We start from the raw sequence: 22,989 nt of genomic DNA on the forward strand, positions 1-22,989 counted from the left end.
GGATCACTTCCGAATCACTTGAATTGTCCAACTACCCGATGCAAGGTCAATGGTTGTACCCAACGGGTTAAAGAAGGAAATTTTAACGGTGTTAGCAGCTGAAACAAAACCGAACGCCATTACGCCTTGCATATCATACGGAGGAAATAACTCAACGCGGTCTCCAAGCGCAGCGCCAGTCACGGTTATTCCCGCTGTCAAAGCTCCAGCAACAGTTGCAAGTGACGCAGGGTCAACCGTAACAGTTGCAATAAATAGGTTGGTTATATAATCAACGTTAGCTGATCTGGTTTTCTTAATGCCAAGGGCTTCAGAATGAAGCCCCTTTTTAACTGTACTCATCCAAAGCCCTCCTTATGTTGGGAAGTGTCCGTAACCAAATGACCAGTCAATCGTTCCGAAAGAGCAGCGTTTAACGACTTTGTATTTCGTAACCTCTGTATCAAAGTCGGTAATCGAGCCATTCTCCGCTTTGCGACGGTTGAACCATTTTTGTGCGTTCATCATACGAGTTTTATCTGCAGCAACCCATGTTTTGCGGTTAGTAAAGAACGGATTTACCACGACTGTGATATCTCCCTCATAGATGTTGATGTTGTGATCTGCCGAATCTGGCTCGTACCCTTCACCTTTACCAGGAATTCCTGCAATCTGGAATGCACGACGAGCATTGTAAGGCGCAACAAACAGCGTGTTTGGAATAACACCCATCAAGTTTCCGCGGTCATCCTTCCATTCCTGCATAGCCACCGCCGTATCGTCCCACGCATCGATGGAAAGTTCTGCAGTTCCTTTGTTGGATTGCACATCCACAGTATTTGTCGGGCTGTACGGGTGATCTGTAGCAAACAAAGCTTTTCCATCAGGCAATGCAGCGTTGTACGTACGACCACGGAAGTCCACAGCAGCAGTTGTTTTGTCGCCGTTAATGAACCACTGAGCGCCTTGCATTTGCTCCGTTTTATACACAGCATCAGCAAGTGAGCGGATACGGTCACGGATTGCCGTAAGCTTCAGGTCATCAACAAAGTCGCGTTCAATCTCGCGGCCAAGAGAAAATTTCTTATGAGTGAAAAACTTCTGCCACAACTCATCCACATCAGCATAGAAAACTTGATTGTTGGAGTAGCCCCACTCTTCCATGAGACCTTCGCCGCCGATCATTTCAATGCTTTCAGTGTCCTTGGAAGATGATTGTACATCAAACATGAGAGGAATGAAGTCCTTCTTATTCTTCATTTCGCGCCCATACAGCTCGCGGAATACTGGTTCAAGCACATCACGATTCCATTGCAGTTTAGTTTGCATCTATGAGTCCCCCTTAACCGAACACGCGTTTTTTAACTTTAACGCGGCACGTTGCTTTATTTGTGTTGATTTCAATAACAGAGAATGGCCCGCCAGTGATATCAGAAGCAAGTACAGACAAACCGTCTGCTGCTACATCGGCCACCTCAACGCCTACAACAAACCCTACATCGGGCGTACCGGTGTAAGGAGCGTCGAACCAATCGCCCTCACGCGCAATAATGACCTCAAGCGCTTGGTTTGTCCCGGCTGCTAGTGTCTGGTTAGCAAAACCCGCAACGTTTGCTCCGTTTGTTGCTTTAGTCCAGCGGCCGGATGCAAGTTTCACCGCTTCACCTTGTGCAAATGCTTCTGCATTCGTGGCTAGAATGTGGCTTACTCGGCGTTCTGGTGATCCATAATCGTTAAATGCAAACTTAAATCCTTGTGGCATATTGATTACCTCACTTTTTCACGTATTTTTTAGCTGCTTTCGGATCTAATCCGAACATAGAAAAAGCCGATGCAAGTTCTGGAGGAACTTCCGCCTCCGACTCTGCACGGCCTTCTGTTTCGACTTGAGCGCGGAGCCCTAATCGTTGATCTTTAATTGCCTTTTGCTCCATTTGTTTCTTGGTTTGAGCTGTCAATGTGTTGCGATGTGCCAGTTCATAGGCATCTTTAGGGTCATATCCGCGTTCGATGCGCGATTGCATCTCAGGCGTAAACCAGTCAGGTGTGCCTCCCTCGCCGAATGCCTTGGAGCTTTCAGCAAGGTCGGGATAAGTAGTATAGAGATCATTCCATTTACTAGCCGTCTGTAACTGAACATCATTGCGATTTCTCTCTTCTTGCTCGTTTTGACGAGAGAGGATTGCTTTATTTGCTTCCTGCAGCAATGGATGATTATCTAGCCACGCATCTAACTTAACAGGATCTAGACCAGCATCCTCAGCCTCTTCTCTGAGTTGGTCTCTCAAATCTTTAAAGTTATTGTGCTGTCTCTGCTGTGCTTCCAACTCCATGCGATCAAGGTTGGCTAGGTAATCATCTGTCTTATCGAATCCGTTGAGTTTGGCAGCTCGTTCGAGATTCCTTTCAAGCTCAGTTTGTTTACCTCGCACCTTGTCTAGCGCATAAGCTTTTTGCACATATTCGGGGAGTTTTTCGTCAGAGATATCGAACTCCCGTTCCTCTTTATCAACCTTAACTTTGATCGTTTTCGCTGGCGTTGTGTCCTCTTTGGCAGGAGGCTCACCTTGTCCAGTTACATCGTTTTGATTGGCTTCTAACGCGTCTTGTTGTTCGTCTGGTACATCTAACCCAAACACTTCAAACGCGCTTGATATAGCCGCTTGCTGATCGTCTTGCTGTGCGGGTACGGTTTGGCTGCCGATTACCTCACTCATCTATAAAACCTCCAATACAAATAGCCCCTTGGCATGGGGCGGGGATAAGAATATATAAAAGGCCGTCCTACGACTAGGAACGGCCTGCTACTGATTGCTTTGCTGCATTTGGGCTACCTGCATTACATTTCCGAATTCGCTTTGTTTCTGTGATTGTGTCGCCTTCTCTGCATTGAGGATATAATCCCCCTCTGCCTTCATACGGTCAGTTTCCGCTTTAAACTGGTCTGTCTGCACCTTAGCGGAATCAGTCTGTTGCTTCGCTTCATCGACCTGACCGAGTTGTTTCTGCGTTTGTTCAAGCTGCTGAGTGAGTGTTTCAATCTGCTGGTTCTGCTGATCCATTTGTTGTTTAATTTGTGCTTCAGTATTCATACGCTCATCAATGATGCTAAATGGCTCCATACGCCCATTCTCGACAGTGTACTGCACAGCCTTAGCATCTATCATTGGCAGACCAGTTAGAGGGTTGATCAGATTAAACAAGTTGAATGCAGTCTGAATGTAATACTCACGGTCTGTAGGCTTTTCAACGCCTATTTTCACTGTGATATCAAACTCAGGCACGTATTCCTCTTGCACTTGCAACACCTCTGGTTTTTCTTGTCCTGTTTCTGGATCCTTAATCTTGTTACCTGTATCGTATTCAGACTGGACAGTTCCAATCATGGACTCACGACTCAGCTTTACAGACTTACCTGTGACTCTCGCAATTCGCTCTGTAGTGTAAAACTGTGCCATGTCGTAGATATACTGCCTGAAAACCTCATCCAAAGCGTCTTCAATCAATTCGGTAGCAACAATCAAACGGTTATTAGCTGCAGATATGAGCGCCTTCGCTTGCTCTCCTGATTTAACATTAGAGCTCGCTTGTCCATTGGCTGAATCAAATTGACCTGGTATCTTCTGCAACATGTCTTTGTAGTACTCGAGCAGATTGAATACCGTTTGCGGTACGTTGACACCTTGCATCTCCTTGAGACCATCTAGTCTATTTACTTCCATCATGAATCCAGCAGATGCACGTTGTTGTCTAAACTTCTCAGGTTTAAGCAACGCATCGGGTTCATACATAATTCCTGCGGTACCCTGCTTAGCCGTTGTCTCGACTGCAAGCTCCGCAAACTTATTAAGCATAATCTGCGGTTTCATCATGTCTCTCATGTACCCTTTGCCCCATGCATTATCCTCATCCGGGAACAATGTACGAGCAATTACCGGATACTGTCCATGGTCGTATACGTATGACTTATGCTCCAAGAACACGCCGCCTACAGAGATGTATAAGCAATGAATGCCATTCATCGAACCTTTTGATTTAGCCAACGCTTCGGCTGGATCTTTACCTTCTGCCAGCTTATCTGCAGCCATTTCCTCGAACAAAGTCTTGTCTTCCTTTGTCATCAGTTTTGGCTTCCCTCGATACCAATACTCAAGCAGCCCAGCTGTCTTAATATTGCTTGTTCCATCGCCCGGTGTACGATCTGAATTGAATCCGCGCTTCGAGTATTCCTCTTGATCGTAGATATAAACATCGTCCTCATCCATGTCAGGCTGAACCTTTTCGCCTTGTTTAGGAAACCGTTGTTTAAAGTACTCCATCGGCTTGCGAAAGTGGAAAATATGAGCTGCGCCTTTCTGCAAATCAATGAAATCTCTAATGCGCGGATCAGGAAAGAACGTTCCGAGATCAACAGGGATGATATCATTTTGCCCAAGGAACCGGTACATACCTGATCCACCCTCGACAGTAGGGTCATATATAACCTTGTAGATGAGTGGACCATGTATGACCATACGCCGGATAGCACGTATATGCTTCTGTTGGAACCGAATACTCTTCAGTTCATACGGCATATATGCAGTTAGCTCTTGCGCCTTCTGTTCATCGTTAGGCTCAGGTGGCTCAAACTCAGGATATGGCATCCATGAGCAAAGTTTGGCCGTTATACTCTCGATCTGACTCCACGCGATATTATCAACGCTGTTAGGGCGCATCTGACTGACCTCTGGAGGACGCAAGCCATACCAATGGTCTCCACTGTAGAATCGTTGTTCCTCTCGCCACATTGGTTCCACACGCTGTCTATCACTTTTGAAGTATTGATAGTCGTTGTACGACATATCAACAAGCTTCTGTTGCTCAGGTGTATTAATAGGCTCCTTCTCTGCTGTGTCAGATGATCCAAACACGCCCGCAAAAGCTTCCTTGGCTTTGTCTATGACTGACATTCATTCACCTCCTAATCCTCTAAATCAACACTATCATCGTCGTGGTAGCTCATTGGCTTTCTCTTAGGTGCTGATTCGCGCTCCACTTGCTTCTCGTGGCGCTTGTATTCACCGTAGTCCTTCGACATGAGTTTATTCGTTAGACGGTCAATTGTACGCTGCTGCGACCACATAACCCAACAGGCAAATATCATCGCAATAAAAGCTATTGATGCAAATACCCAATCCATGCTATCACCTCACCAAAACGTTTTTGATGTCCGGTCATCCTCGTCATCTCCAGACTGACTTCTAAACGACTTCCTGAACTCGTCCATAGTTTCGAATGTTGTTTGCCTTTTATCCTTGTTCCATACTTCAATCCTGCCACCCATTTCAAATACTTGCTCTCTTCTTGCGTATTCCGCCACGTTTCTGGCGTTAATTGACACCATACCAACATCATCGTAAGTGATAGCTATATAAATCATTTATCTACCAAAACCCTCCGTAATTTGAGTTGCCTTTGTCATCATCGTCGTTATCAAATCTATCAACGCGGCTGGCTTTATTCTCCTTCTCTTTGTTGAACGGAAACGGCATAGGCATAGACATGCACCAATACCTAATGGCATCGGGTATGTGATCCAGCGAATGAGCAGCAACATCTTCGGGATGAGTGTCGTCGTGCACCATTGATGGAATTGCCTCTATTGTTTTGATACATGTGTTGAATATCTTCAACTTGCTATGTTTGTATGTCTTTCCCGTTGCTCCGTCCACGGCATCATGGGGATGTAACCACTCCCTCATTCGTTTCCAGCCGTTGACGCGCTCCTTCTTCGCCTGCCTTAATGTAATTCCCATCCGCTGAAATATATCAGCAGGAGTGACGTTTTCGACTCTCGACCTATTCCAGAATGATGTATCAGCCACGCTATACACATATTCCTCATCTACTGGTGACAGCTTACGAACTGCTGCAACTTGCTCGCTAGTGACAAGCTTTGATTGCGATAACTCGCGGTACAGAATGGCATCATTTGTCTTGGGATCTACCGCAAACCATAGACACACAAACGGATCGTTATAACCCTCGTCCATTGCCCTGTATCGTTTCCACTCCCTCGGTATAGCGAAAGGTTCAATGACGTTCACAGCGCGAGAGAAGCTTGAGAAGAACTGTCCCGCAAACGAATCCCAGTCACCTTCTAACAATTGCTTTCGCTCAGCATCTGCAAGTGACATGAGCCGAGCAACATAACCAGGATCATTGTCTATGAGTGCTTTATTGTCAAAAACATTGGCTGGTATGAATATGCGCCTGCGAATGATTGGTTCACCTGCACTCGGCATACCATCCGGCCAATGCAATACATTTCCGTTATCGTCATACTCTTGCATGTGATGCACTTGTTCAGGAGGTCCTATATCAACGAATCTCCGCTTTACCCAACTGTGACCAACGCCACCGGGGTTAGTAGTGCTTTTAACAGATCGCGGATAAGGAGTGCTACCACGCAAACGAGATAGCATGTATGTGTACCAACGCTCTTCGAATTGGGTGAGCTCTTCCCATCGAATTACGTCATATTCTGCACCTTGATAATTCATGTAGTTTGAATCGTTGTCCCAATACGCTAATTCAATAACGCTTCCGTTAACGAAGACCCATTCATGTTTTGATTGATTGTACTTGCCTATCGCCTTCTGGTACACCTGTAACGTCCTCATAATGATTGAACGCTGTAAGTCAGGAAATGTGCGCCTGAATATGATTTGTCTGCTGTGTGGATATTTGAGTGCGTATTTCAACGCATCCCATATCGTCGCTTCTGATTTACCGCCGCCAGCTGCACCGCCGTACAGTAATTCGTCGATATCTTTTGCTTGATGGTATTTGCATTGCCTTGGTTGCGGCTTGTATGGTATCTGAATGACTGCCATACAATCACTCCATTCCTGCGTCAAACACAACGGTCAACGTTCCCTCAGTGTTCACATCAGCAACTATTTTATCTGTCGGTTTATAACCAGCTCGATCAAGTAAATCTCTAGCTGCTACTAACCTATCTTTAGGTGGTACACCGGGATCATTCATGATCTCTTTCAATACTCCATAAGCTTCAACAGCATCAGCAGTGAACAATTCTCGCAAATCCCTGTTGAGATTCTGTTCGGTTTTGTTGAGATATTGTTGAATCCCAACATTTTTCAACAACCTACTACCTTGACTATATGCTGTTTTTTCACTGTAACCTGCAGCTATTGCTGCTTGAGTCATATTACTACTCTTGAGGTACTCAGTGACAAATATCATCTGTTTTGGACTCAAGTCAGCCATTCGATCACTCCCCTATAACACAAAAGTATATTGTCGCTCCAGACACAAACCCTACGCTGCCCAATACGTTAATGGACAACACTGTAACGCCTGTAAATGCCCTCGCCGTAGCCGATACGTACTTGCCTGCTAAATTGATCTCTCTCAACTCCGCGCTAGGTGTATTTATCGCCGTTGAATTGCTCAAGCTGCTCACGAACGCCTTGTACACCACACCCAGCAACGATTGTCCTGTAGCAGTGCCATCATCTGTGAAGTAAAATGTCGCTATCCCTGAAACGTTAGTGACTGCCTCTCCTGTGATGATCTTTGCGTTAGGATGCTGTACTAATGCGTCAATGTAGTTCATGTTCCCTCCATCGCGTGCAGCGTACCGGTACCGCTCACCATTATCGCCGTAATCGTTCCTGTGTAAATCAGCCCTCGTGGAAACTCGTACCTTTGCCCAGCATATAACTTAATTGTGTTGCTCGTTGTTGCCCCTGTTCCTAAACGCACTAGAATGGGCAATAGCCCCCCATTTACTAATAAGAGGTATTTACGCGCTGTTGCTGCTGCCAATACTGTTACAGCGCTTGTCGTGACGCTTATAACAGCATGTGCGACACTAAGTGGAACTTGTGTCTCTTTCACTGTTTGATCTGGCATCGTGCCTATATTAATGCTGCTTGCAGGATTATCTAAGTTAATGTGTAACGGATTAGGCCACGTTAATGTTATACCAAGATCTTCTAACTGGTTTAGCAGCTCTATAACGATCGGCTGCTTTAGCATGACTTCTCCATCAATCTCGAAATCTCCGTGCTCGATGGATACCGACTCATTTACCGTCAGAGTCTGTGTCTCTTTCACCATATCGTTAAACTGTTCCGCCGTTAATCCATCCTGCAGGTGATATAGTTGCTTATTTGTCATGCATATAGTCACATATCCGTTGAGCTCGTTAAACCAATCAATGTCCGATACTTTGATATACCTCTTTGTGTTGTCTCTCTGGGTGATTTCGATAAATCCTTTTTCCATCTCATCACCATCCTTATTCGCCTCTAGCCCCTCTAAAAAACATCAACGTACCCATGACAATGACCGCATATATCAAACATATGAGTTTAATCATCGCCCCTCCACTTCATCCATCCACTCTTTTGCTAGGATCAACTTAACGTACTCTAGCATCCCTAATGTCTCAGCGTATGTCGGCCCACCATCATGCTCATACTCGATTGTTCCGTCAATCTGGCTCATCTTTATGGTGATCGTCTTCTCCATCGTCATCCCCTCCAAAGAACGCATACATCGCATATTGCCATAATAACCAGTTCCCTATTGCATATATGGATATGGCGTCTAGGTCAGTCACACTATCCTCGATACTCTTTTTCGCTGACTTCTTCCCTGCATTTGGGGCAATAGTAATAGTGTGAATTCCATTCGTATCCTACCTTTAATGGCGTTCCACATTTATGGAGTGTTTGTTTCATTGTTTCATCTCCCCAAACAAAAAGAGAGCCGCTAGGCCCTCCTTACGATTTTTCATCCAACTTTCTTTCCAACTCTTCCGTCTTTGCCGCCTGACCTTTTTGGAATGGCATCCAGTCCCATTGACCGGGTTCAGTTCCTTGATTAACGGTTGGTTGGAAGTATAGTCCCTCAGGATTGAGCACACACAATCCCACATCTGTCGGACTATTTACAATCGTAATGATTGCAGCGCGATCCACTGGTTCATATGCGCCATCCTTGCTACCTCTGCTTTTGTAATACACTACTCTTCCTACTGTTGGAATCATTTTATTCCTCCTAAGTTATCCTATAACGAAAAAAGAGCCTTATCGGCTCTCCTGTCGCGCTGGATTGTTCGTTCTCTGAAAAGGATATGTGAAGCGCAAGGGGCGCTTGTCACCAATTAAATTCCGTATGATTCCTTCAACGTTTTCAACGACTCATTAATTTCATCGTGTACGTTGTGGCCGTTCTTTTGTAGCTCGATCAGTACAGCTAGGTATTCGCGGCGGTTGTAATTCTTTTCATAATCGTCATGTCTAGCGGCATCCTGTGCTGGCACACATTCTTCAGTGAGCAAATTAAAACGTTTAAATGGCACTAATTGACGCGGTTCGGAATCTTTGTCGATATTCATTCCTGGTACGTATGTTACAGCTTCAGCAACAGCGTAGCTTCCATCTGGATTCTTTTGCTGCGTTGTGACTTGTACGATGCATCCGCCATCAACATTCGCTACCTTCGTCGACTTCATCCAACCTTGCGATTGAGAAGATGCCTTACATAATAGCGTAAACGTGTCACCGTCTCCGTATACTTGCAAGTCAGAAATGTTTGCTTTAGCTCCACGAACATCTGTGATTCCTAGATCCTTTTCTGTCATCTTCGTATCATCCTCTTCGTCAATATAATGCTAATCAGACCCACGCCGTCGGGGCGAGTAACCGTACGCTTTACCCGTAACGGCGTGGTGTCCACATTACTATTATACCACGGTTGAAATGACAATATTGTTATAATAATGTTAGTTATGCTAGTTTCAGCCGTGGCGCTTTCGCACTTACAAGCCTGATATACCCGTATGCGTAATTAGTGCGCTTGGCGATCTCCGTAAGCGGAAGGCGTTCAATGTCTCTCATATACGCAACTCTTGCCGGAAGCTCATTCGCGTTCTCCAATAAAATCTCGATTTTGCGGAACAGCTCCATCTTCTCGTCAATATACGCTCTCACAGCTTCCAACTTCGCCATAGCCTCGTCGTAATTGTATAGTGCCACATCTAGTGGCAGATACGTGTTGCGGTCCACACGGCTGTTGTAGCAATGTTTCTGAGCTATCTCCGCTTGTTTGACTAAATCGTCTTCTCTGCCCCTTAAAATCTCTAGTTCTGCAATTAGCTCGTTGAATAAGCTCTGCATCCTAATCAGCCCCTTGATTAGTTTATTTGTTGAGCGTCCCCGTAGAGACGCTCTGTATGATTAAATTACTCGATTATGTGAAGCGGTTGTACCTTAGCATCCAGTGTTAACATTCCGTTTTCAATCTTCACCATTGTTATCTCAGTGACTACACCTAGCACCTTAGTTCCTTCGCTATCTTCAGTTTCGTAGACTTTTCCAACGTAAAAATCCAGCTTTTTCTTCAAAGTTATTTTTACGTTTTCAACTCCGACTTCAACTTCCGACTTAAGCACTAAGCTACACTCCTTTGCGACTGCTGTTCAAGGAATGCGACTCGTGCGGCGAGTGCTTCGTGTTCTGCTCTCGTAACCGCTTCTCCTGCACCTTCCACACCAGTGTTTCCTTCAGCCAGTCCGTGTTCTGTCCCTTCGCCACTGGGAATGAATAGGGGTGGATTCACCAATGGGGTATTTGCCAGAGCTTCTTGATCCAAACGTTCGGCTTCAAGAGCTGCTTGATGGTCTCTATCTTCCTTTTCTTTGCGAAACTGCAACAACTCTTCTTTGTCCAGAATCCGGTAAATGCCTTCGTTGAAGTAGTGGTAGCGGATTTCTTCATCCGTTTCCGCGAGGTTAGCGAGCTTATGAGTTTGTGGCCCTACTACTGGCTCCCACCGAACGTTATAAATAGCCGGACGCTTCGCCAGCGCTTCTTGTACACTCTCGTTTGATTCAATTTTCGCATCTACCGGCTGAGCATTTTTACTGAGCTGCTCCCGTAGCTTAGTGATCTCCGATTCCTTGTGATCGTCTGCCGCTTTATATTCTTCAATCTGCTTGCTGGCATTATGTAACTTGGTTTCGAGGTCGTTGACCACCAATTCCAGTTCTTTCTTGCCTTGGTATAGCAGTTTGTTCTCTGCTTCCGAATCGTCCAAACGGTCCTGCATTGAATCAATCTGCCGTTCCAAACTCGCCTTAACGCTTGCAGCATTAGCCAATTTGTTCTGCAGCGCCGCTGTGATGATCGTCATTTTCTCTTCTAACGGAATGAGGTCTGTGCTAAGTAAATATGCAAGAGGGATCTCGTCCGTTGTTCCTGGCATTGTGAGTTTTTCAAAGGACTCAACCTCTACTTTAGTTTCTGCAGACTGCTCCGATCTCAACGCAGCTAACTTATCCTGCACCGTGTCCAACTCACCCTTTAACGCACTGTGTTGGTATGAGTCAAATGGGTCAGATTGAGCGATTCTTTCAATCTCGTTTGTGTAGATGGTTTCCTGCTCTTCCAACGCCTTAATTTCCTGTTCTAATTGGCTCATTTGAGACCTCCCACAATTTTTCATCTCTTATAATTATATCACTATGACATGTTAATGAGTAGCAAATACACACAATATTCCTTATAATATAAGTAATAAATCAAATTATTCATTTAGGTATTAAAATACATAATAACATGTCATATCGAACACTTTCACATTCTAAGATTAACCCGCTACAAGCAACTATTATGACCTAAATCACGTAATCTTTTCTCAAATGATCTCACTTCTAGCATCATTAATCGTCGTTTATATCGATCCTGCTCTCTATCTGCCATTTCAATTAGTCTTAATATTCTGACACCATTATTCATGCCGCTTCATCCTTTGGCATTAATTTATTTAACTGTGAATACAATTCATTTAATATCTTGGCAAAGTAGTCACGTCTGGCTTTATCTAATTCATCACTCATCAATTTCTCGCCATGTTCAATTCTCTCTATCGTGATGTAATAGTCTCTGTTTTTCATGAAATGGGCTAGTTCGATCATTGATCCTTGTATTTCTTCCAATGTATCCAGAGCCCTATTCCGTAAATGGCCGAATATATTAATTGCCCTGTGATCATATTGAGAATCCACCATCGCTAAATATCGTTCTTTTAAGAATCTTACCGTCTCACACCTTCGATCCTCTTCTTCTTTCTGCAGTATACCTAAGTATTCTTCGTGTGTTTTCGGGTCCGTAATCGGTGGTGAGTCTAAACTGTACAGATCGATTTGCTCGTACACGCTACACCTCCCGAATGAACTGAAATCGTTTTTCAAACTCCAATCTTACTATTCCTGGACTACCACGACGAACCTTTTCTTTCACCATAAAGTAATCTATATCGCTATGTTTCTTAACTTTCTTTCCGTCCACCTCGACCTCTTCAACCTTTGGCTCTAAGAAGAATAGACCATCACACTCGTTACGCATTTTCTTTGCGCCTTCTAGCTTTCCTTCGTCATTAAGCTGTGCTAAAGCAATTACCGGCACACCAAAATCCTGCGCAAATGTCTTTAATTTCTTGGCTAAATAGCTCATGATTTGATATTCTTGCATGTTCTTTGTACTTTCAACCTCCATCCGCCCTACGTAATCCACGATAATACAATCAATTTGACCGTATTTGCGCTGCGCGATCTTAGTTAGCGCCTTTACTGAGTCCGGCGTTAGGTTGGATATTTGTGATACCAATAGCGGACTCATAGAGAAGTCTGCAGCCCACTTATCAAACCGTTCTTTATCACTTAGACTAATATCACCGCGCTCGATGCTTGAGTAAGGGATTAATGTCGCCATGCTTGCCCAGCGGTTAACCATCTGTGTTAAGTCCATCTCTGTGTTAAGATAATAGACTCGCTTCTTGTTGTGGTGTGCCATGATCCGAGTTAAATTCATCGCCATCGCCGTTTTACCATGACCACTCTTTGCAGCGAACATGATAAAATCTCCAGGTCGCAATCCATGTAACGCCTCGTCTAAGCCCGGGAAACCCTGTATAGCGCCATTGACCGCTTTATAGCTAAGCGATACACCATTTACCTTACCGGGTGTCTTCATGCGTTCTTCTAGCGCGTCTGATGCGGTCTGTACTGCCTCCGCTATCTCGACCATATGCTTTCCACCGACAATTCCGTATTTTTCGGGCAAATACATGTTTACGATTTCTTCAGCGGCCTTCGGTTCAAAGGTAGGATCGTTTATAAGATCTATTAGCCCCTCAGCCATTCGCTTGAATAATGATCTATTCTTCGTTTTCACCAATGCATCCATGTCACGCTCAATACTGTTCGTCTTTGCTCCGGCTATAACAGCATCTTGAATCCAGTTCGTTGCGTTTGGGTACTGCCTGCGCATTTCAGAAGCATCCGGGAATTTACCGTTCTCGTATATCTTCGCCATCGCTTGGAACATGGACCGCGTTTCAGGTATGGAAAAATGATCGTCTCCAAACTCTGAAAGGAACAATTCTAGGAAAGTGCGATCGAGCATCGCCTTGCCGATTGCTGCTAGTTCGTTTTGTCTCAAAACATGTCCCTCCTCATTTCCTCTACCAGTTGTTCGCTACGCTTGTTTTCTTCTGCAATAACTTCCTCATACTTCCTAACTGGGGCATCGCCTTCTTTTAGTTTAAATATGGCGACATTTGAAATCTCCCATTCGCTTTCCCACTGACGTTGGTTCAAGAAGGTTAACGGAGATAGCCATGCTCTATCAAACTTGCGAACATTTCTTTCATGTTCGACGAATGACTTGTACCTTTGGAAACCAGCCATAACTTCCTCAGGATTAATCTTCTTTGCTTTCCAGTACGTCTGCCACTTTTTCAGGCAAGGAGCTTTGCCATCTTTCTTGGGATACACTCCCCAAAATGTTTCAAAACTACTGTCGCATTCGTTAGAATCGACTATATGTTTTAGTTCTTCTTTATTATTATCATTATTGTTTGTATGCTTTTGAAATGCTTCTGTTATGCTTTGTTGGTGCATTGGTGGTGCTTTTGCACCTTCTGTAAGTTGATAAACATCATAATTTATAACGGATAAGTACGTTTTTTTGGTGGTGCTTTTATAAGCCAACATTTGGTCACTTACGAGACAATCTAAGAACCGCTTAACTTTACGATTTGACCACTTCCAATGACGTTCCATATCGCCCATTGACCATATTGTTGACCCTCTTTGAACGGTCTCAAGTGAACCATTATGCGTTACCTTTCCCTCCGAATGATTGACACGCATAAGGATATCAATCCATGCTTCATACTTACTAAAAACCCTGTCTTCTTGGTACAACCAATGCTTTTGAATATCCCGATGTAAGCTAATATATCCCGGCACGATACCACCGCCTAACTTAGTTCAATTAGATGAGGAATCCCATGCATGTGTGATTTTAAAATTGCTTTTTGCGCTCGAGTTGTTGGAGCGTCCAGGATTCTGATACTGACGTTTTCTTCAAAATCACCGTCTTTAACTTTTGATATATAGTCCCATGCTTCAAGCACTTGAGTGTTGTCATTCCAATTCACATAAAAGTGAACATCTTTCAATAAATCAGACGAATGCTTCAACCAAAATTCAATAATCTTCGGTTTCTTTAATGATCGTTGATAGGCTGCCTTCATTTCATTTTTCAACTCTCGATAATACCCACGTTCTCTTTTTAACTTTTTGGCCATATTAATGCAGCATCCTCTCATATCACTCTCGTAAGAAACTTGCTAGGATTACGTATAATAATTTCAAGAATGACTTTCCCCAACATACCTAACGAGATCAGGCACTATTTTGCTTTTGTTCATTTGCTAGACGAGCGTTGTATCTTTCTTCGATCCGTGCAATTACCATGTGCACTCGCCTCCATGCTTGCTCAGACATTTCCTTGCCGTCATGTCCAATAGGCCTCACGTGTGACTCCCCCTTATGCTAGTTCCTTCTTTGTTTTTCGTGCACTTTGTTTTACACTTGAAATAAAAAAAATATCCCTTACATCTTTTTGAAAATAATTTGCAATCTTAAGACCGATTTCTAAAGAAGGAGGACTGCCGTTAGAAATCCTGATAACCGTTTGCCGTGTAACACCAATTTCACGCGCAAAATCGCTCTTGTTGATACCTTTACTTTCCAAGAGCAAGTTCAGAGTGTTTTTCATATTTAACATCACCAGCCCTTTCGTGCTATACGTTTTACATTATTAATAATAAACTCGTTTTACACTTTCGTCAACATGTTGCACAGTGCTGAATGAATATTTGTTTTACAATGTGGTTAACATGTTTAACAGCACGGTTAATAGAATAGGAGACTACTATGGAACCAATAGGCGAGTATTTAAAAAAATTAAGGACTCAACTAAAATTATCATTTCGGGAAGCAGCTGAGAAAAGTGGCTTAAGTCATTCATACATCAGGTATCTGGAAGAAGGGAAGCGACCGGGATCTAACTCACCGATCAACCCCACTCCAGAAACACTAAAGAAGTTATCTGAAGCTTATAATCACATGTATGAAGATTTATTATTTAGAGCTGGATACTTGAATGGTCAAATGTTTATAGACGCTGAAGGACATACTCGTACCTTGACAGACGAAGAAACTTCCCAACATATATCTATTATTTTAAGAGAACAAAACGAGCGAGAAAGAGCGGATATCGGTTTGATTCTGGAGAGAGAACCTTCTGTTTATTTCCACGGAAGGCCATTAGATGCAGATGAAATACGTAGAATTAACGATATGATTAAATTGTGGCTGCAATAAAATAAGACCGCCTAGGCGGTCTCTTTGGGGTGTTTAGAGTGTTTTCGATGTCTACCATTCATTAGATCAAAGATCTCTGTTGTAGCGGCTGCATGGCCTTTAACGCCTTCTTCAATATCGATGCAAATATCCATTACCCTCCAGTATAACGAAGAGTGATCTTCCTTCATCTAAATCTCCCCCATTCAAGAATAATTAAAGAGTAAAACTAGGGTCTTTAAGCATTTCATCATCAATTATATTCGCTATTAAAGTAAGGAATTCATTTATCGACCGTTTTGGGCTACGTTCACTCTTTGATAGCATGGTTTCCAATGCTTCGATTTGTTCATTACTTAAAAGTGATATCCATTCACTTATTACCGTGTCTGTTTCTCCTGCTTTAGTTGTCTCTACTCTATCATCTACCAGCACGGTTGTATCTTCCATTCCTGGAACGTATAAGCTGCCTTCGATCGGATAAGACTCGTTGTTTACTGTGATCATAATATTACCCTCCATTTTGAGGGCAACGCCATCTGTGGGTTGACTTATGTAGAATATATTAGTGTATAATTACTCAGATGGGCGCTGCCCGGTTTGTTTTTTTGTCACCTATATACTTTGGACGGTGAATAGGTGAATGGTCGTCTTCTTATGAAGGCGATTTTTTATTTTACTACGTTCAAATATCTTGGTTTTGGCTTCTTCACTGCAGCAACTTCTCCAGTAGTATTATTTTGTAAGTATTGTTTCCCATTCTCGTTTTTATACATAGAGTACGTATCTATTCCATTTTCTTCACAAAACTCTTCCATTATCCCCTTCTGCCCCTGGCGTCTCCTTAATTCACTTACTGTTGACATTAAATGTACAACGAACATAGTTACTGTAACATTCTGATAGTCCCAGAGAAACTCTTCAACAGTATGCCCAATTTTCTGGTCTGATCCTCTGCTTTCTATCATTTTCTTTGTGTAGAAGTAATCCTTCCTCTCATATCGATTACCATCAAACTCTTTATCTATCGGAAAAATAGTTTCAAATTCATTGGGTGTAAGTGACGAAAACGCCGCTTGAATGAAGTCCATAGTTCGGAATCGAAGATCTAGATCGTCGCAACTCATACCTTCCTGAGATTGGCGATTTATCATGTTCACCCCATAAAATACGAGGCGCTGCCTTTCAATAAGCTCCACCTCATCAAACCGTACGTCCGATTCAATGATGCGATCCACGCAGCGGATATAAGCATTCAAATAAAGACGGTATATATCAGGTTTAATTTTTGGAATGCTCTCGATGACCTTAAACACATTGTTTCCCCCTTATTTGGCATCCCCATATTCTTTTTCGATGTTTGCTTTAATCCCTAGTGTTGTTATCTGCTCATGTATAAAGATGCGTCCACGTTGCGTCCATCGAGTATTCATCTTCACGTCAGGCGTACCATCTCTGTGTGTAATATCGAATGAATATGATTGCGTATATCCCTTATTCGCATGCTTGCTGTAAAGAACCCACTGCTTATTCACTAGATATTGAATAACTAGGTCATGAAGTATTTTGTTGAGTTCAGCACCGCTTAGTCCATAGTCTTTAGCAATTTGAGTAGTAGTAACAGTTCCTTTGGATTGAAGAATCGTATCGAGATAAGCAATTTTAGGCATATGCTTGATGATTTTATTTTCTAAAAGGATTTTTTGATTCTCCAGTTCCTTACGTTGCCTATGTTCTTCAATCCATCTCTTAGCTCTATCCTCAGGATCTTCTAGCATGTATGAAGGAATTCGTTCACTTCCTTGTTTCTGAACGGTTGGAAGCATGTCTTCGTAAAGCCAATCTTGAAATGTCATTGCCTTTGGCTGTCCAGATTGACCGAGTACACGATTGAGTGAAAAATTGGATATAAACTTCTCACCAGTATTGTGTAGTTTTCTAACATGGCGATTCACCATGTCTGAATTGCTCAATTTATAAATGTGTTCTTCCTTGCAAAACTTCAAAACTTCATTTGTTGCTGATGCACCTTGATATTCCAAAATTGCAGCTACATCTTTCGCGCTAATAATGAAGTCTCCCTTGAATGATATTGACACATCATCATTCCTCAATACCAAAACTTCATGGCCTTCAAACATTATCAACTTATTCATTTACCTTTCCTCCTTGTTTTACTGCTCAACGCAGTATAAAATAGCCATAATGGATTTAAACTACTTCTAATGTTTCCTTTTCAATCAGTTCTTCGATTGAGTTCAATTCAAATATTTTAACAAGCTTCAGAGCAACATCAACTGTTAACCTTCGTTGACCACGCTCTATTTTAGAATAATTAACTACAGACATACCAAGTTCAGATGAAACATCTGCTTGATTCAAGTATTTAGTTCGTCGATGTTTTTCAATGCTAGTTTTTGGATATGACATATTAACACCACCTTTTGTATCCGTTTTGTTTATCACGGATTAAATATATAACCATTTTGTTTATAAGTCAATGAGTGGAGGCACATATTTTGGAACTTTTTTCTGCACGTTTAAAATGGATACGGGAAAAGAAGGGAATGACTCAAAAAGAAATTGCTGACATGATCGGAATGTCTGCAGCGGGATACGGCAAAATAGAGAATGGACAACGAGAACCGAACTTAGAAACACTTGTTAAACTATCAAGGATAGTCAATGAAAATTCAGATTTTTTAATAGGGTTAACAAATTACGATAGAGAAGCTAGGATATTATTTTACAACTATGAAATTTATCAATCAGTTTTCGAATCTTTCAACCCTGACTGGGAGACTCCAGAACTTTTTAAAAAGAAAAAGGAATTACGAGAACTTCATCATCATTTCTATCTGAAGTTTTTAGATTACGCAAAAGATATACCATTTATTAGTGAAGAGTCACTGAAAAAAGTAGAAATAATTGAAAACCCATCGAGAAACAAAGAAGATGTAATAACAGTTAGAACTGAACCATTGTAATCTGACTTACCGACTATAAGTCATAAAATGAAAAAGACACCTAATCGCTAGGTGTCTTTTTCTAGAATTATATCTTCTACATGCCCGTTATCCGATTGCATAAACGTCTTAAGATGCCCTCGCGATCCACGAGGGCATCCCCAATAAATAGAAATAATTTATTTTAATATCATCAAATATTAATCCTCTGAATTCTCATATAATAATTTTATCATGTCATACTTACTTTGTATTTCATCCCCGATACGCATCAAACTTAACTCTAGTTCTTCCAAAAAACCAGGTAACGCTTTTGGTGTTAATACCGGAATTATGAAATTGGACCTCTCATAAAATTTGGATTCATATAGGAATGATATAAAAACTGAATCCACTTCTGTAACATTAATATCATCATTAATAATAGTAGCTTCAAACATATTTCCTTCAAAAACAATCAACGGATAATAAAAATTTATGTCTTCTATATCATTAGAGTATTGTTCATCAATTCCTCTATTATACAAACTTGACTTTACAGAAGAGGTAATCGCTTTAAATATCATCTCACCCGTTTCATTACCTTTAAAAGCTTCAAAATATCCTCTGGCTACATTACTTTTCTTTGAAAAAGGGTGCACACCTTGTAATTTATCTATAATACTAAGAGGTATTACACTTCTCTTGCGTGAAAATACAAAAATGTCATCTAACCCTGGATCGCTTCCTGTTTTATCTGAAGACATGAATACCCACGGTTTATTATCACTTTTCTTACATTCAATATGAATAGAATTTCGTACAAACACCTTTTTATCTTCATCTAGAAATGTATAGTTTTTAATTGCTCGAATGTCAATTTCCCTAGATTTCCCTTCTTCTTCATCAACATAAAATTTACTATGAGTCACGTAATAATCTCTATTGATAAGTAGATTTCCAATCCGTATTTCTAAAGGAAATCCCGTTTTGTTAATTTCTTTCTTTACTCTTTCAATCAAGTCTTCATCTGTTTTCATTAATATTGTACCTCCATCATCGTATGCTCGATATTTTGTTAAGTATTTTTTTTATAGAATCATCGCTAGAATGAATGTTATTGAATATTCTACACTTCCAATTATGCTAATATCAAGAAGTGATTCAATATACTATTTTCTAGAAAATAGTACTTAATAAAAGTTACTCATAACATATTAGCTAAAGCATAGCCTAGTGTTGTGCTTTTTTTAGCCAGATATGGATTACGAATTGTATAATTACGAGTTGCTTTCTAAATAAACCCTTAGCTCCCATGGTTATTACTGTTTGACTATTTTTGAAACGGGTGGTGCTGTTATATGAACTTTAATCCTGAGAATAAGATTTTTTGTCCTGAATGTTATGACTATCTGAAGGAGGCTGCCAATGATATAAAATTTCCGTTGGAAGCATTAGGCATGGATATGGTGCATGATGATTCAGTGGATTGTGATATTTGCAATTCTGAAATTCTTCAGGAGGCAGAAAGCTATCTAGTACCTGAACATGTCCTAGAAAATATGGGTGACACGCTTTCTGAGGATATCGGAGGATGTCAACATTGTGAAGGCGACAGACGATCGGCAATGGTTAATGCTTACAATAACGATCCTTTTGATCGAACATCAAGGATGGATGAGTCTATAACAACTGGAACAAGTGTTTCATATCACCTTCAGGAAAATGGAGTTCCGTTTGAGTTAGTTGATTTGTTTGCTAAATTAATTGTGTGTCGTTGTGGATATGGACGAGATAGATACAGCCATAAACATAATCCAGACGGAGGAATTTTTGAACCAGAAGATGACATATTCACTCAAAGCAGTATAGCTGATTTCTGGGGATTTGATATTCCTGAATTCTTAGAGTTCACGGAACAATACGGTATTGATCTTTCAACGGATGACTTTATCGATTTTCGTGATCACCTGATCCACTATCCAATGTTAGGAACGGAACATGAAACTGGCAAGAAGATTCTCGAAGCATTGCGGATTCACTTTGATCAAAATAAATATGTCCCTCTATGTGCATCATCTATATTATTTAGAGGCCGGACCAGAAAAAAAGATAGTCAAAAACCTTATAGCGTCGATGGAATGTGGTCCCCACCACCTGGCCTTCCACAACACGGCCGATTTAATACCATTGGTGTTCCTGTGTTATATGTTACAAATAAATTAGACGGACTGCCGTTTGAGGTGCATCCAGCTTCAGATGATCTACTAGATATAGCTGAATTTGAACTCCAGAAAGACTTAAAACTATTTGATATTGGAGTTTTTAACAAAGAGTTCACCGGTTTCTTTAATGAAGTGAACGAAGAATCGAAACCATTAAAGAAAGCCTATTTACTACCCAACTTTATTGGAATCTGTTGCAGTTACATAGGTTATGATGGTGTGCAGTATAATGGTGTCCATCTGTCAGCTGGTACCTATACTAATTATGCACTGTTTAATATGGAACAAAAGCATCTACCAACAGTTAATCCCATTGTCACATATGATCCTGAAATATCCTATCGACTAAAAAAGATTACACAGAACACGGAATTTTAAAATTCATTTATCGAACTTAAATCTACAAAAACTAAAGATATTAACTCAATATACCAGCAGCGGTCTAAGCCTTATCTTTCACGGCGATCGCTGCTTTTATTTAGAACAAAGAGTCTTAAGTATCATTTCTCTATACCTACACAATTTCCAATTACTTTCCGATTACATAGTTACATCTAATCATGGGAGAGTGTGGAAATGAAGTTTTTGCGAGAGCCTATGGTATTCCCTTTAAAAATGTTCGTTATATACTTCGGAGTGAAAATTTGTATATTGTACTTTAACGACATGGAATTCACTTTTAGATCCGAGTTTTTAGAAGCTATCGGAGTCGCATTCCTTTTGTTATTAGCATATGCAGTAGCCAGTGTAGTCCCATTTAATGATCAGCATTCCTCCCCGCTTATAATTCAAGAAAGCTTATTAAGAAAGATTAAGAGCAGGACACAGTATATTATATTGGAAAAATACAGAGGGGTTTATAATATGCCTCGGATAAAATTTGTAGATGAAAAGTTATGTCATACATATACTGCAATTGATAGCCCTGAACAGCTAATAGTTAAAATTGATGCCTACATAGATATTCTTTGCGAGCTCAACACAGGATCTGCTGATCGGTATATCAAAAAGCTCGAAAACTTGAGGACTGAAGCTCGATACATGATGCTGAACCAAATCCAGAACACGGTAAATTTATGAAGAAGTCGTTTGTTGCACTTGCCTTTACTCTGCTAATGTTTGTATTCATTTCTTATCCAGTATCCTCACACCCTGGAAGAACCGATGCTAATGGAGGGCATACATGTAGAACTAATTGCGAGAGATGGGGATTGGAATACGGAGAATATCACTTTCATAATACTGTTAACAGAACAAATAAGACTGAGGATAATAGCATTATGGGAGCCTTCATTATCTGGGGAATTGTCGGTGCCATTGTTATTTATTACATAGCCAAATTTATTAGAAACACCTCTTTTGAACGTCCAGTTCGTAAACGTATAGACATAACTCCTGCACTTAAAGAACCACCACCTCCAGACGAACCAATAACGTTTTCAGGCGTTATTATTAAACGTGTCTATAGGAAGGTTCCATTCTTTGTTGCGAGATTCATTAATAATGAAGGTGAATGCTTTACAATCGTTGGGAATTACGAAGACCGACTATCTATAAACAAAGAATATGTCATTGAAGGTGTAATTACTCATCATCCAAGGTATGGCCAGCAGATAAAGGTCAAGAAAATAATAAAGAAGTAGCACCATTGAAGTGGGGCTACTTGTTGGAATCATCCACTTCGAATGTGATACTATCAATCACAATTACATGAAAGGAGCTTTTTACATGTCTAATTCTCTCAAACATTTAACTGAATGGTTATCTAAAAACAATTTTTCGGAACCAAAAAAGGATGCAAGAAATCATTTTATAGCCTATTCAACAGAAAAAGGCTCAATTTCAATTCGAACGATTAATCGTGCTTCATATCAACCACACGTAAATTGTGTGAGAAGAGATATATTTGAGGCACATAAAGCATTAGCAAAAAATCGCGGATGCAGCGCTCTTTATTACGTAATTTTTCTTGAAGGTAACGGAATTCAATTAATTATTCCTGATACGATAGTTGAACGCAATCTAAAGAAAGATTGGTTGGTTTTATCTCTAGAGAAAAATCACAAAAACGCTCCTCCACTACCTGGTATTACAGTAAGAGTAATTTAAA

The 22,989-nt window shown here is 41.2% G+C and carries 33 protein-coding genes; 6 read left to right on the forward strand and 27 right to left on the reverse strand.

All coding sequences use genetic code 11. From position 1 onward, the window contains the following. Positions 1-3: 3 nt before the first annotated feature. The 22 genes from FGT79_RS11390 to FGT79_RS11490 form a co-directional block, all read right to left on the reverse strand. On the reverse strand, positions 4-342 hold the full coding sequence (locus tag FGT79_RS11390; protein ID WP_138752764.1) for a hypothetical protein: 339 nt from the start codon (positions 340-342) through the stop codon (positions 4-6). 12 nt (positions 343-354) lie between these two features. Further along, positions 355-1,308, reverse strand: coding sequence for a phage head protein (locus FGT79_RS11395; protein WP_138752765.1), 954 nt, complete (start codon positions 1,306-1,308; stop codon positions 355-357). Between the two features lie 13 nt (positions 1,309-1,321). Next, entirely contained in the window at positions 1,322-1,741 is a 420-nt protein-coding gene (locus tag FGT79_RS11400) for a hypothetical protein (RefSeq protein ID WP_138752766.1), read from the reverse strand. A gap of 10 nt (positions 1,742-1,751) precedes the next feature. Next, positions 1,752-2,696, reverse strand: a complete 945-nt coding sequence (locus tag FGT79_RS11405) for a hypothetical protein (RefSeq protein ID WP_138752767.1) — start codon at positions 2,694-2,696, stop codon at positions 1,752-1,754. Between the two features lie 87 nt (positions 2,697-2,783). After that, a complete protein-coding gene (locus tag FGT79_RS11410; RefSeq protein ID WP_138752768.1) occupies positions 2,784-4,928 on the reverse strand; it encodes a portal protein in 2,145 nt (714 codons plus the stop codon). 11 nt (positions 4,929-4,939) lie between these two features. After that, the gene (locus FGT79_RS11415; RefSeq protein WP_138752769.1) at positions 4,940-5,158 is read right to left on the reverse strand and encodes a hypothetical protein; all 219 of its coding nucleotides are present in this window, start codon (positions 5,156-5,158) and stop codon (positions 4,940-4,942) included. Between the two features lie 9 nt (positions 5,159-5,167). Then, on the reverse strand, positions 5,168-5,398 hold the full coding sequence (locus FGT79_RS31625) for a hypothetical protein (RefSeq protein ID WP_138752770.1): 231 nt from the start codon (positions 5,396-5,398) through the stop codon (positions 5,168-5,170). Between the two features lie 4 nt (positions 5,399-5,402). Further along, the gene (locus FGT79_RS11425; protein WP_138752771.1) at positions 5,403-6,854 is read right to left on the reverse strand and encodes a terminase large subunit domain-containing protein; all 1,452 of its coding nucleotides are present in this window, start codon (positions 6,852-6,854) and stop codon (positions 5,403-5,405) included. Between the two features lie 4 nt (positions 6,855-6,858). Next, positions 6,859-7,251 carry a terminase small subunit gene (locus FGT79_RS11430; protein ID WP_138752772.1) on the reverse strand — a complete coding sequence of 131 codons (393 nt, stop codon included), beginning with the start codon at positions 7,249-7,251 and terminating at the stop codon, positions 6,859-6,861. 4 nt (positions 7,252-7,255) lie between these two features. Next, positions 7,256-7,600, reverse strand: coding sequence for a hypothetical protein (locus tag FGT79_RS11435; RefSeq protein WP_138752773.1), 345 nt, complete (start codon positions 7,598-7,600; stop codon positions 7,256-7,258). Beyond that, a complete protein-coding gene (locus FGT79_RS11440; RefSeq protein WP_138752774.1) occupies positions 7,597-8,274 on the reverse strand; it encodes a hypothetical protein in 678 nt (225 codons plus the stop codon). Before FGT79_RS11440 ends, FGT79_RS11435 begins: the two co-directional genes overlap by 4 nt. A gap of 90 nt (positions 8,275-8,364) precedes the next feature. Beyond that, positions 8,365-8,520, reverse strand: coding sequence for a hypothetical protein (locus tag FGT79_RS31095; RefSeq protein WP_171056177.1), 156 nt, complete (start codon positions 8,518-8,520; stop codon positions 8,365-8,367). 254 nt (positions 8,521-8,774) lie between these two features. Further along, positions 8,775-9,041: a hypothetical protein gene (locus tag FGT79_RS11445; protein WP_212758540.1), complete on the reverse strand. Its 267-nt coding sequence runs from the start codon at positions 9,039-9,041 to the stop codon at positions 8,775-8,777. A gap of 116 nt (positions 9,042-9,157) precedes the next feature. Continuing rightward, positions 9,158-9,637, reverse strand: a complete 480-nt coding sequence (locus FGT79_RS31845; protein ID WP_246096270.1) for a hypothetical protein — start codon at positions 9,635-9,637, stop codon at positions 9,158-9,160. 145 nt (positions 9,638-9,782) lie between these two features. Next, entirely contained in the window at positions 9,783-10,172 is a 390-nt protein-coding gene (locus tag FGT79_RS11455; protein ID WP_138752775.1) for a hypothetical protein, read from the reverse strand. A gap of 65 nt (positions 10,173-10,237) precedes the next feature. After that, positions 10,238-10,447, reverse strand: coding sequence for a hypothetical protein (locus tag FGT79_RS11460; protein ID WP_138752776.1), 210 nt, complete (start codon positions 10,445-10,447; stop codon positions 10,238-10,240). Next, complete coding sequence (locus FGT79_RS11465) at positions 10,447-11,475, reverse strand: hypothetical protein (RefSeq protein WP_138752777.1); 1,029 nt, start codon at positions 11,473-11,475, stop codon at positions 10,447-10,449. Before FGT79_RS11465 ends, FGT79_RS11460 begins: the two co-directional genes overlap by 1 nt. Positions 11,476-11,788: 313 nt before the next feature. After that, on the reverse strand, positions 11,789-12,211 hold the full coding sequence (locus FGT79_RS11470; RefSeq protein ID WP_138752778.1) for a hypothetical protein: 423 nt from the start codon (positions 12,209-12,211) through the stop codon (positions 11,789-11,791). 1 nt (position 12,212) lies between these two features. Beyond that, positions 12,213-13,496, reverse strand: coding sequence for a DnaB-like helicase C-terminal domain-containing protein (locus FGT79_RS11475; RefSeq protein ID WP_138752779.1), 1,284 nt, complete (start codon positions 13,494-13,496; stop codon positions 12,213-12,215). Further along, positions 13,493-14,308 (reverse strand): hypothetical protein, encoded by an 816-nt coding sequence (locus FGT79_RS11480; protein ID WP_138752780.1) that lies wholly within the window; start codon positions 14,306-14,308, stop codon positions 13,493-13,495. Before FGT79_RS11480 ends, FGT79_RS11475 begins: the two co-directional genes overlap by 4 nt. 11 nt (positions 14,309-14,319) lie before the next feature. Then, a complete protein-coding gene (locus tag FGT79_RS11485) occupies positions 14,320-14,649 on the reverse strand; it encodes a hypothetical protein (protein WP_138752781.1) in 330 nt (109 codons plus the stop codon). 242 nt (positions 14,650-14,891) lie between these two features. Beyond that, complete coding sequence (locus tag FGT79_RS11490; RefSeq protein ID WP_171056178.1) at positions 14,892-15,122, reverse strand: helix-turn-helix transcriptional regulator; 231 nt, start codon at positions 15,120-15,122, stop codon at positions 14,892-14,894. 158 nt (positions 15,123-15,280) lie between these two features. Between FGT79_RS11490 and FGT79_RS11495 the strand changes: the two genes are divergently transcribed. Continuing rightward, entirely contained in the window at positions 15,281-15,730 is a 450-nt protein-coding gene (locus FGT79_RS11495; protein ID WP_138752783.1) for a helix-turn-helix domain-containing protein, read from the forward strand. A gap of 195 nt (positions 15,731-15,925) precedes the next feature. On the opposite strand, the gene FGT79_RS11500 is transcribed toward FGT79_RS11495, so the two are convergent. From FGT79_RS11500 to FGT79_RS11515, 4 genes are all read right to left on the reverse strand, one after another. Then, complete coding sequence (locus FGT79_RS11500) at positions 15,926-16,216, reverse strand: hypothetical protein (protein WP_138752784.1); 291 nt, start codon at positions 16,214-16,216, stop codon at positions 15,926-15,928. Positions 16,217-16,380: 164 nt separating this feature from the next. After that, entirely contained in the window at positions 16,381-17,025 is a 645-nt protein-coding gene (locus tag FGT79_RS11505) for a hypothetical protein (protein ID WP_138752785.1), read from the reverse strand. Positions 17,026-17,037: 12 nt separating this feature from the next. Further along, a complete protein-coding gene (locus FGT79_RS11510) occupies positions 17,038-17,865 on the reverse strand; it encodes a phage antirepressor KilAC domain-containing protein (RefSeq protein WP_138752786.1) in 828 nt (275 codons plus the stop codon). 55 nt (positions 17,866-17,920) lie between these two features. Further along, a complete protein-coding gene (locus FGT79_RS11515) occupies positions 17,921-18,139 on the reverse strand; it encodes a helix-turn-helix domain-containing protein (RefSeq protein ID WP_138752787.1) in 219 nt (72 codons plus the stop codon). Between the two features lie 89 nt (positions 18,140-18,228). Between FGT79_RS11515 and FGT79_RS11520 the strand changes: the two genes are divergently transcribed. Then, positions 18,229-18,696 carry a helix-turn-helix domain-containing protein gene (locus FGT79_RS11520; RefSeq protein ID WP_138752788.1) on the forward strand — a complete coding sequence of 156 codons (468 nt, stop codon included), beginning with the start codon at positions 18,229-18,231 and terminating at the stop codon, positions 18,694-18,696. 179 nt (positions 18,697-18,875) lie between these two features. Here FGT79_RS11520 and FGT79_RS11525 read toward each other — a convergent pair whose 3' ends face one another. Continuing rightward, on the reverse strand, positions 18,876-19,694 hold the full coding sequence (locus FGT79_RS11525; RefSeq protein ID WP_138752789.1) for a hypothetical protein: 819 nt from the start codon (positions 19,692-19,694) through the stop codon (positions 18,876-18,878). Between the two features lie 321 nt (positions 19,695-20,015). Here FGT79_RS11525 and FGT79_RS11530 point away from each other — a divergent pair, with 321 nt between their 5' ends. From FGT79_RS11530 to FGT79_RS11545, 4 genes are all read left to right on the forward strand, one after another. Then, a complete protein-coding gene (locus tag FGT79_RS11530; RefSeq protein WP_138752790.1) occupies positions 20,016-21,257 on the forward strand; it encodes an RES domain-containing protein in 1,242 nt (413 codons plus the stop codon). A 198-nt stretch (positions 21,258-21,455) separates the two neighbouring features. Continuing rightward, positions 21,456-21,959: a hypothetical protein gene (locus tag FGT79_RS11535; RefSeq protein WP_138752791.1), complete on the forward strand. Its 504-nt coding sequence runs from the start codon at positions 21,456-21,458 to the stop codon at positions 21,957-21,959. Beyond that, positions 21,956-22,522: a YHYH domain-containing protein gene (locus FGT79_RS31850; RefSeq protein WP_246096272.1), complete on the forward strand. Its 567-nt coding sequence runs from the start codon at positions 21,956-21,958 to the stop codon at positions 22,520-22,522. The genes FGT79_RS11535 and FGT79_RS31850 overlap by 4 nt, the downstream gene beginning before the upstream one ends. An 85-nt stretch (positions 22,523-22,607) precedes the next feature. Continuing rightward, positions 22,608-22,988 carry a hypothetical protein gene (locus FGT79_RS11545; RefSeq protein ID WP_138752792.1) on the forward strand — a complete coding sequence of 127 codons (381 nt, stop codon included), beginning with the start codon at positions 22,608-22,610 and terminating at the stop codon, positions 22,986-22,988. Position 22,989 lies beyond the last annotated feature (1 nt).

This window comes from Paenibacillus sinopodophylli, from assembly GCF_005930355.1.
In the GTDB taxonomy this organism is placed as follows: domain Bacteria; phylum Bacillota; class Bacilli; order Paenibacillales; family Paenibacillaceae; genus Pristimantibacillus; species Pristimantibacillus sinopodophylli.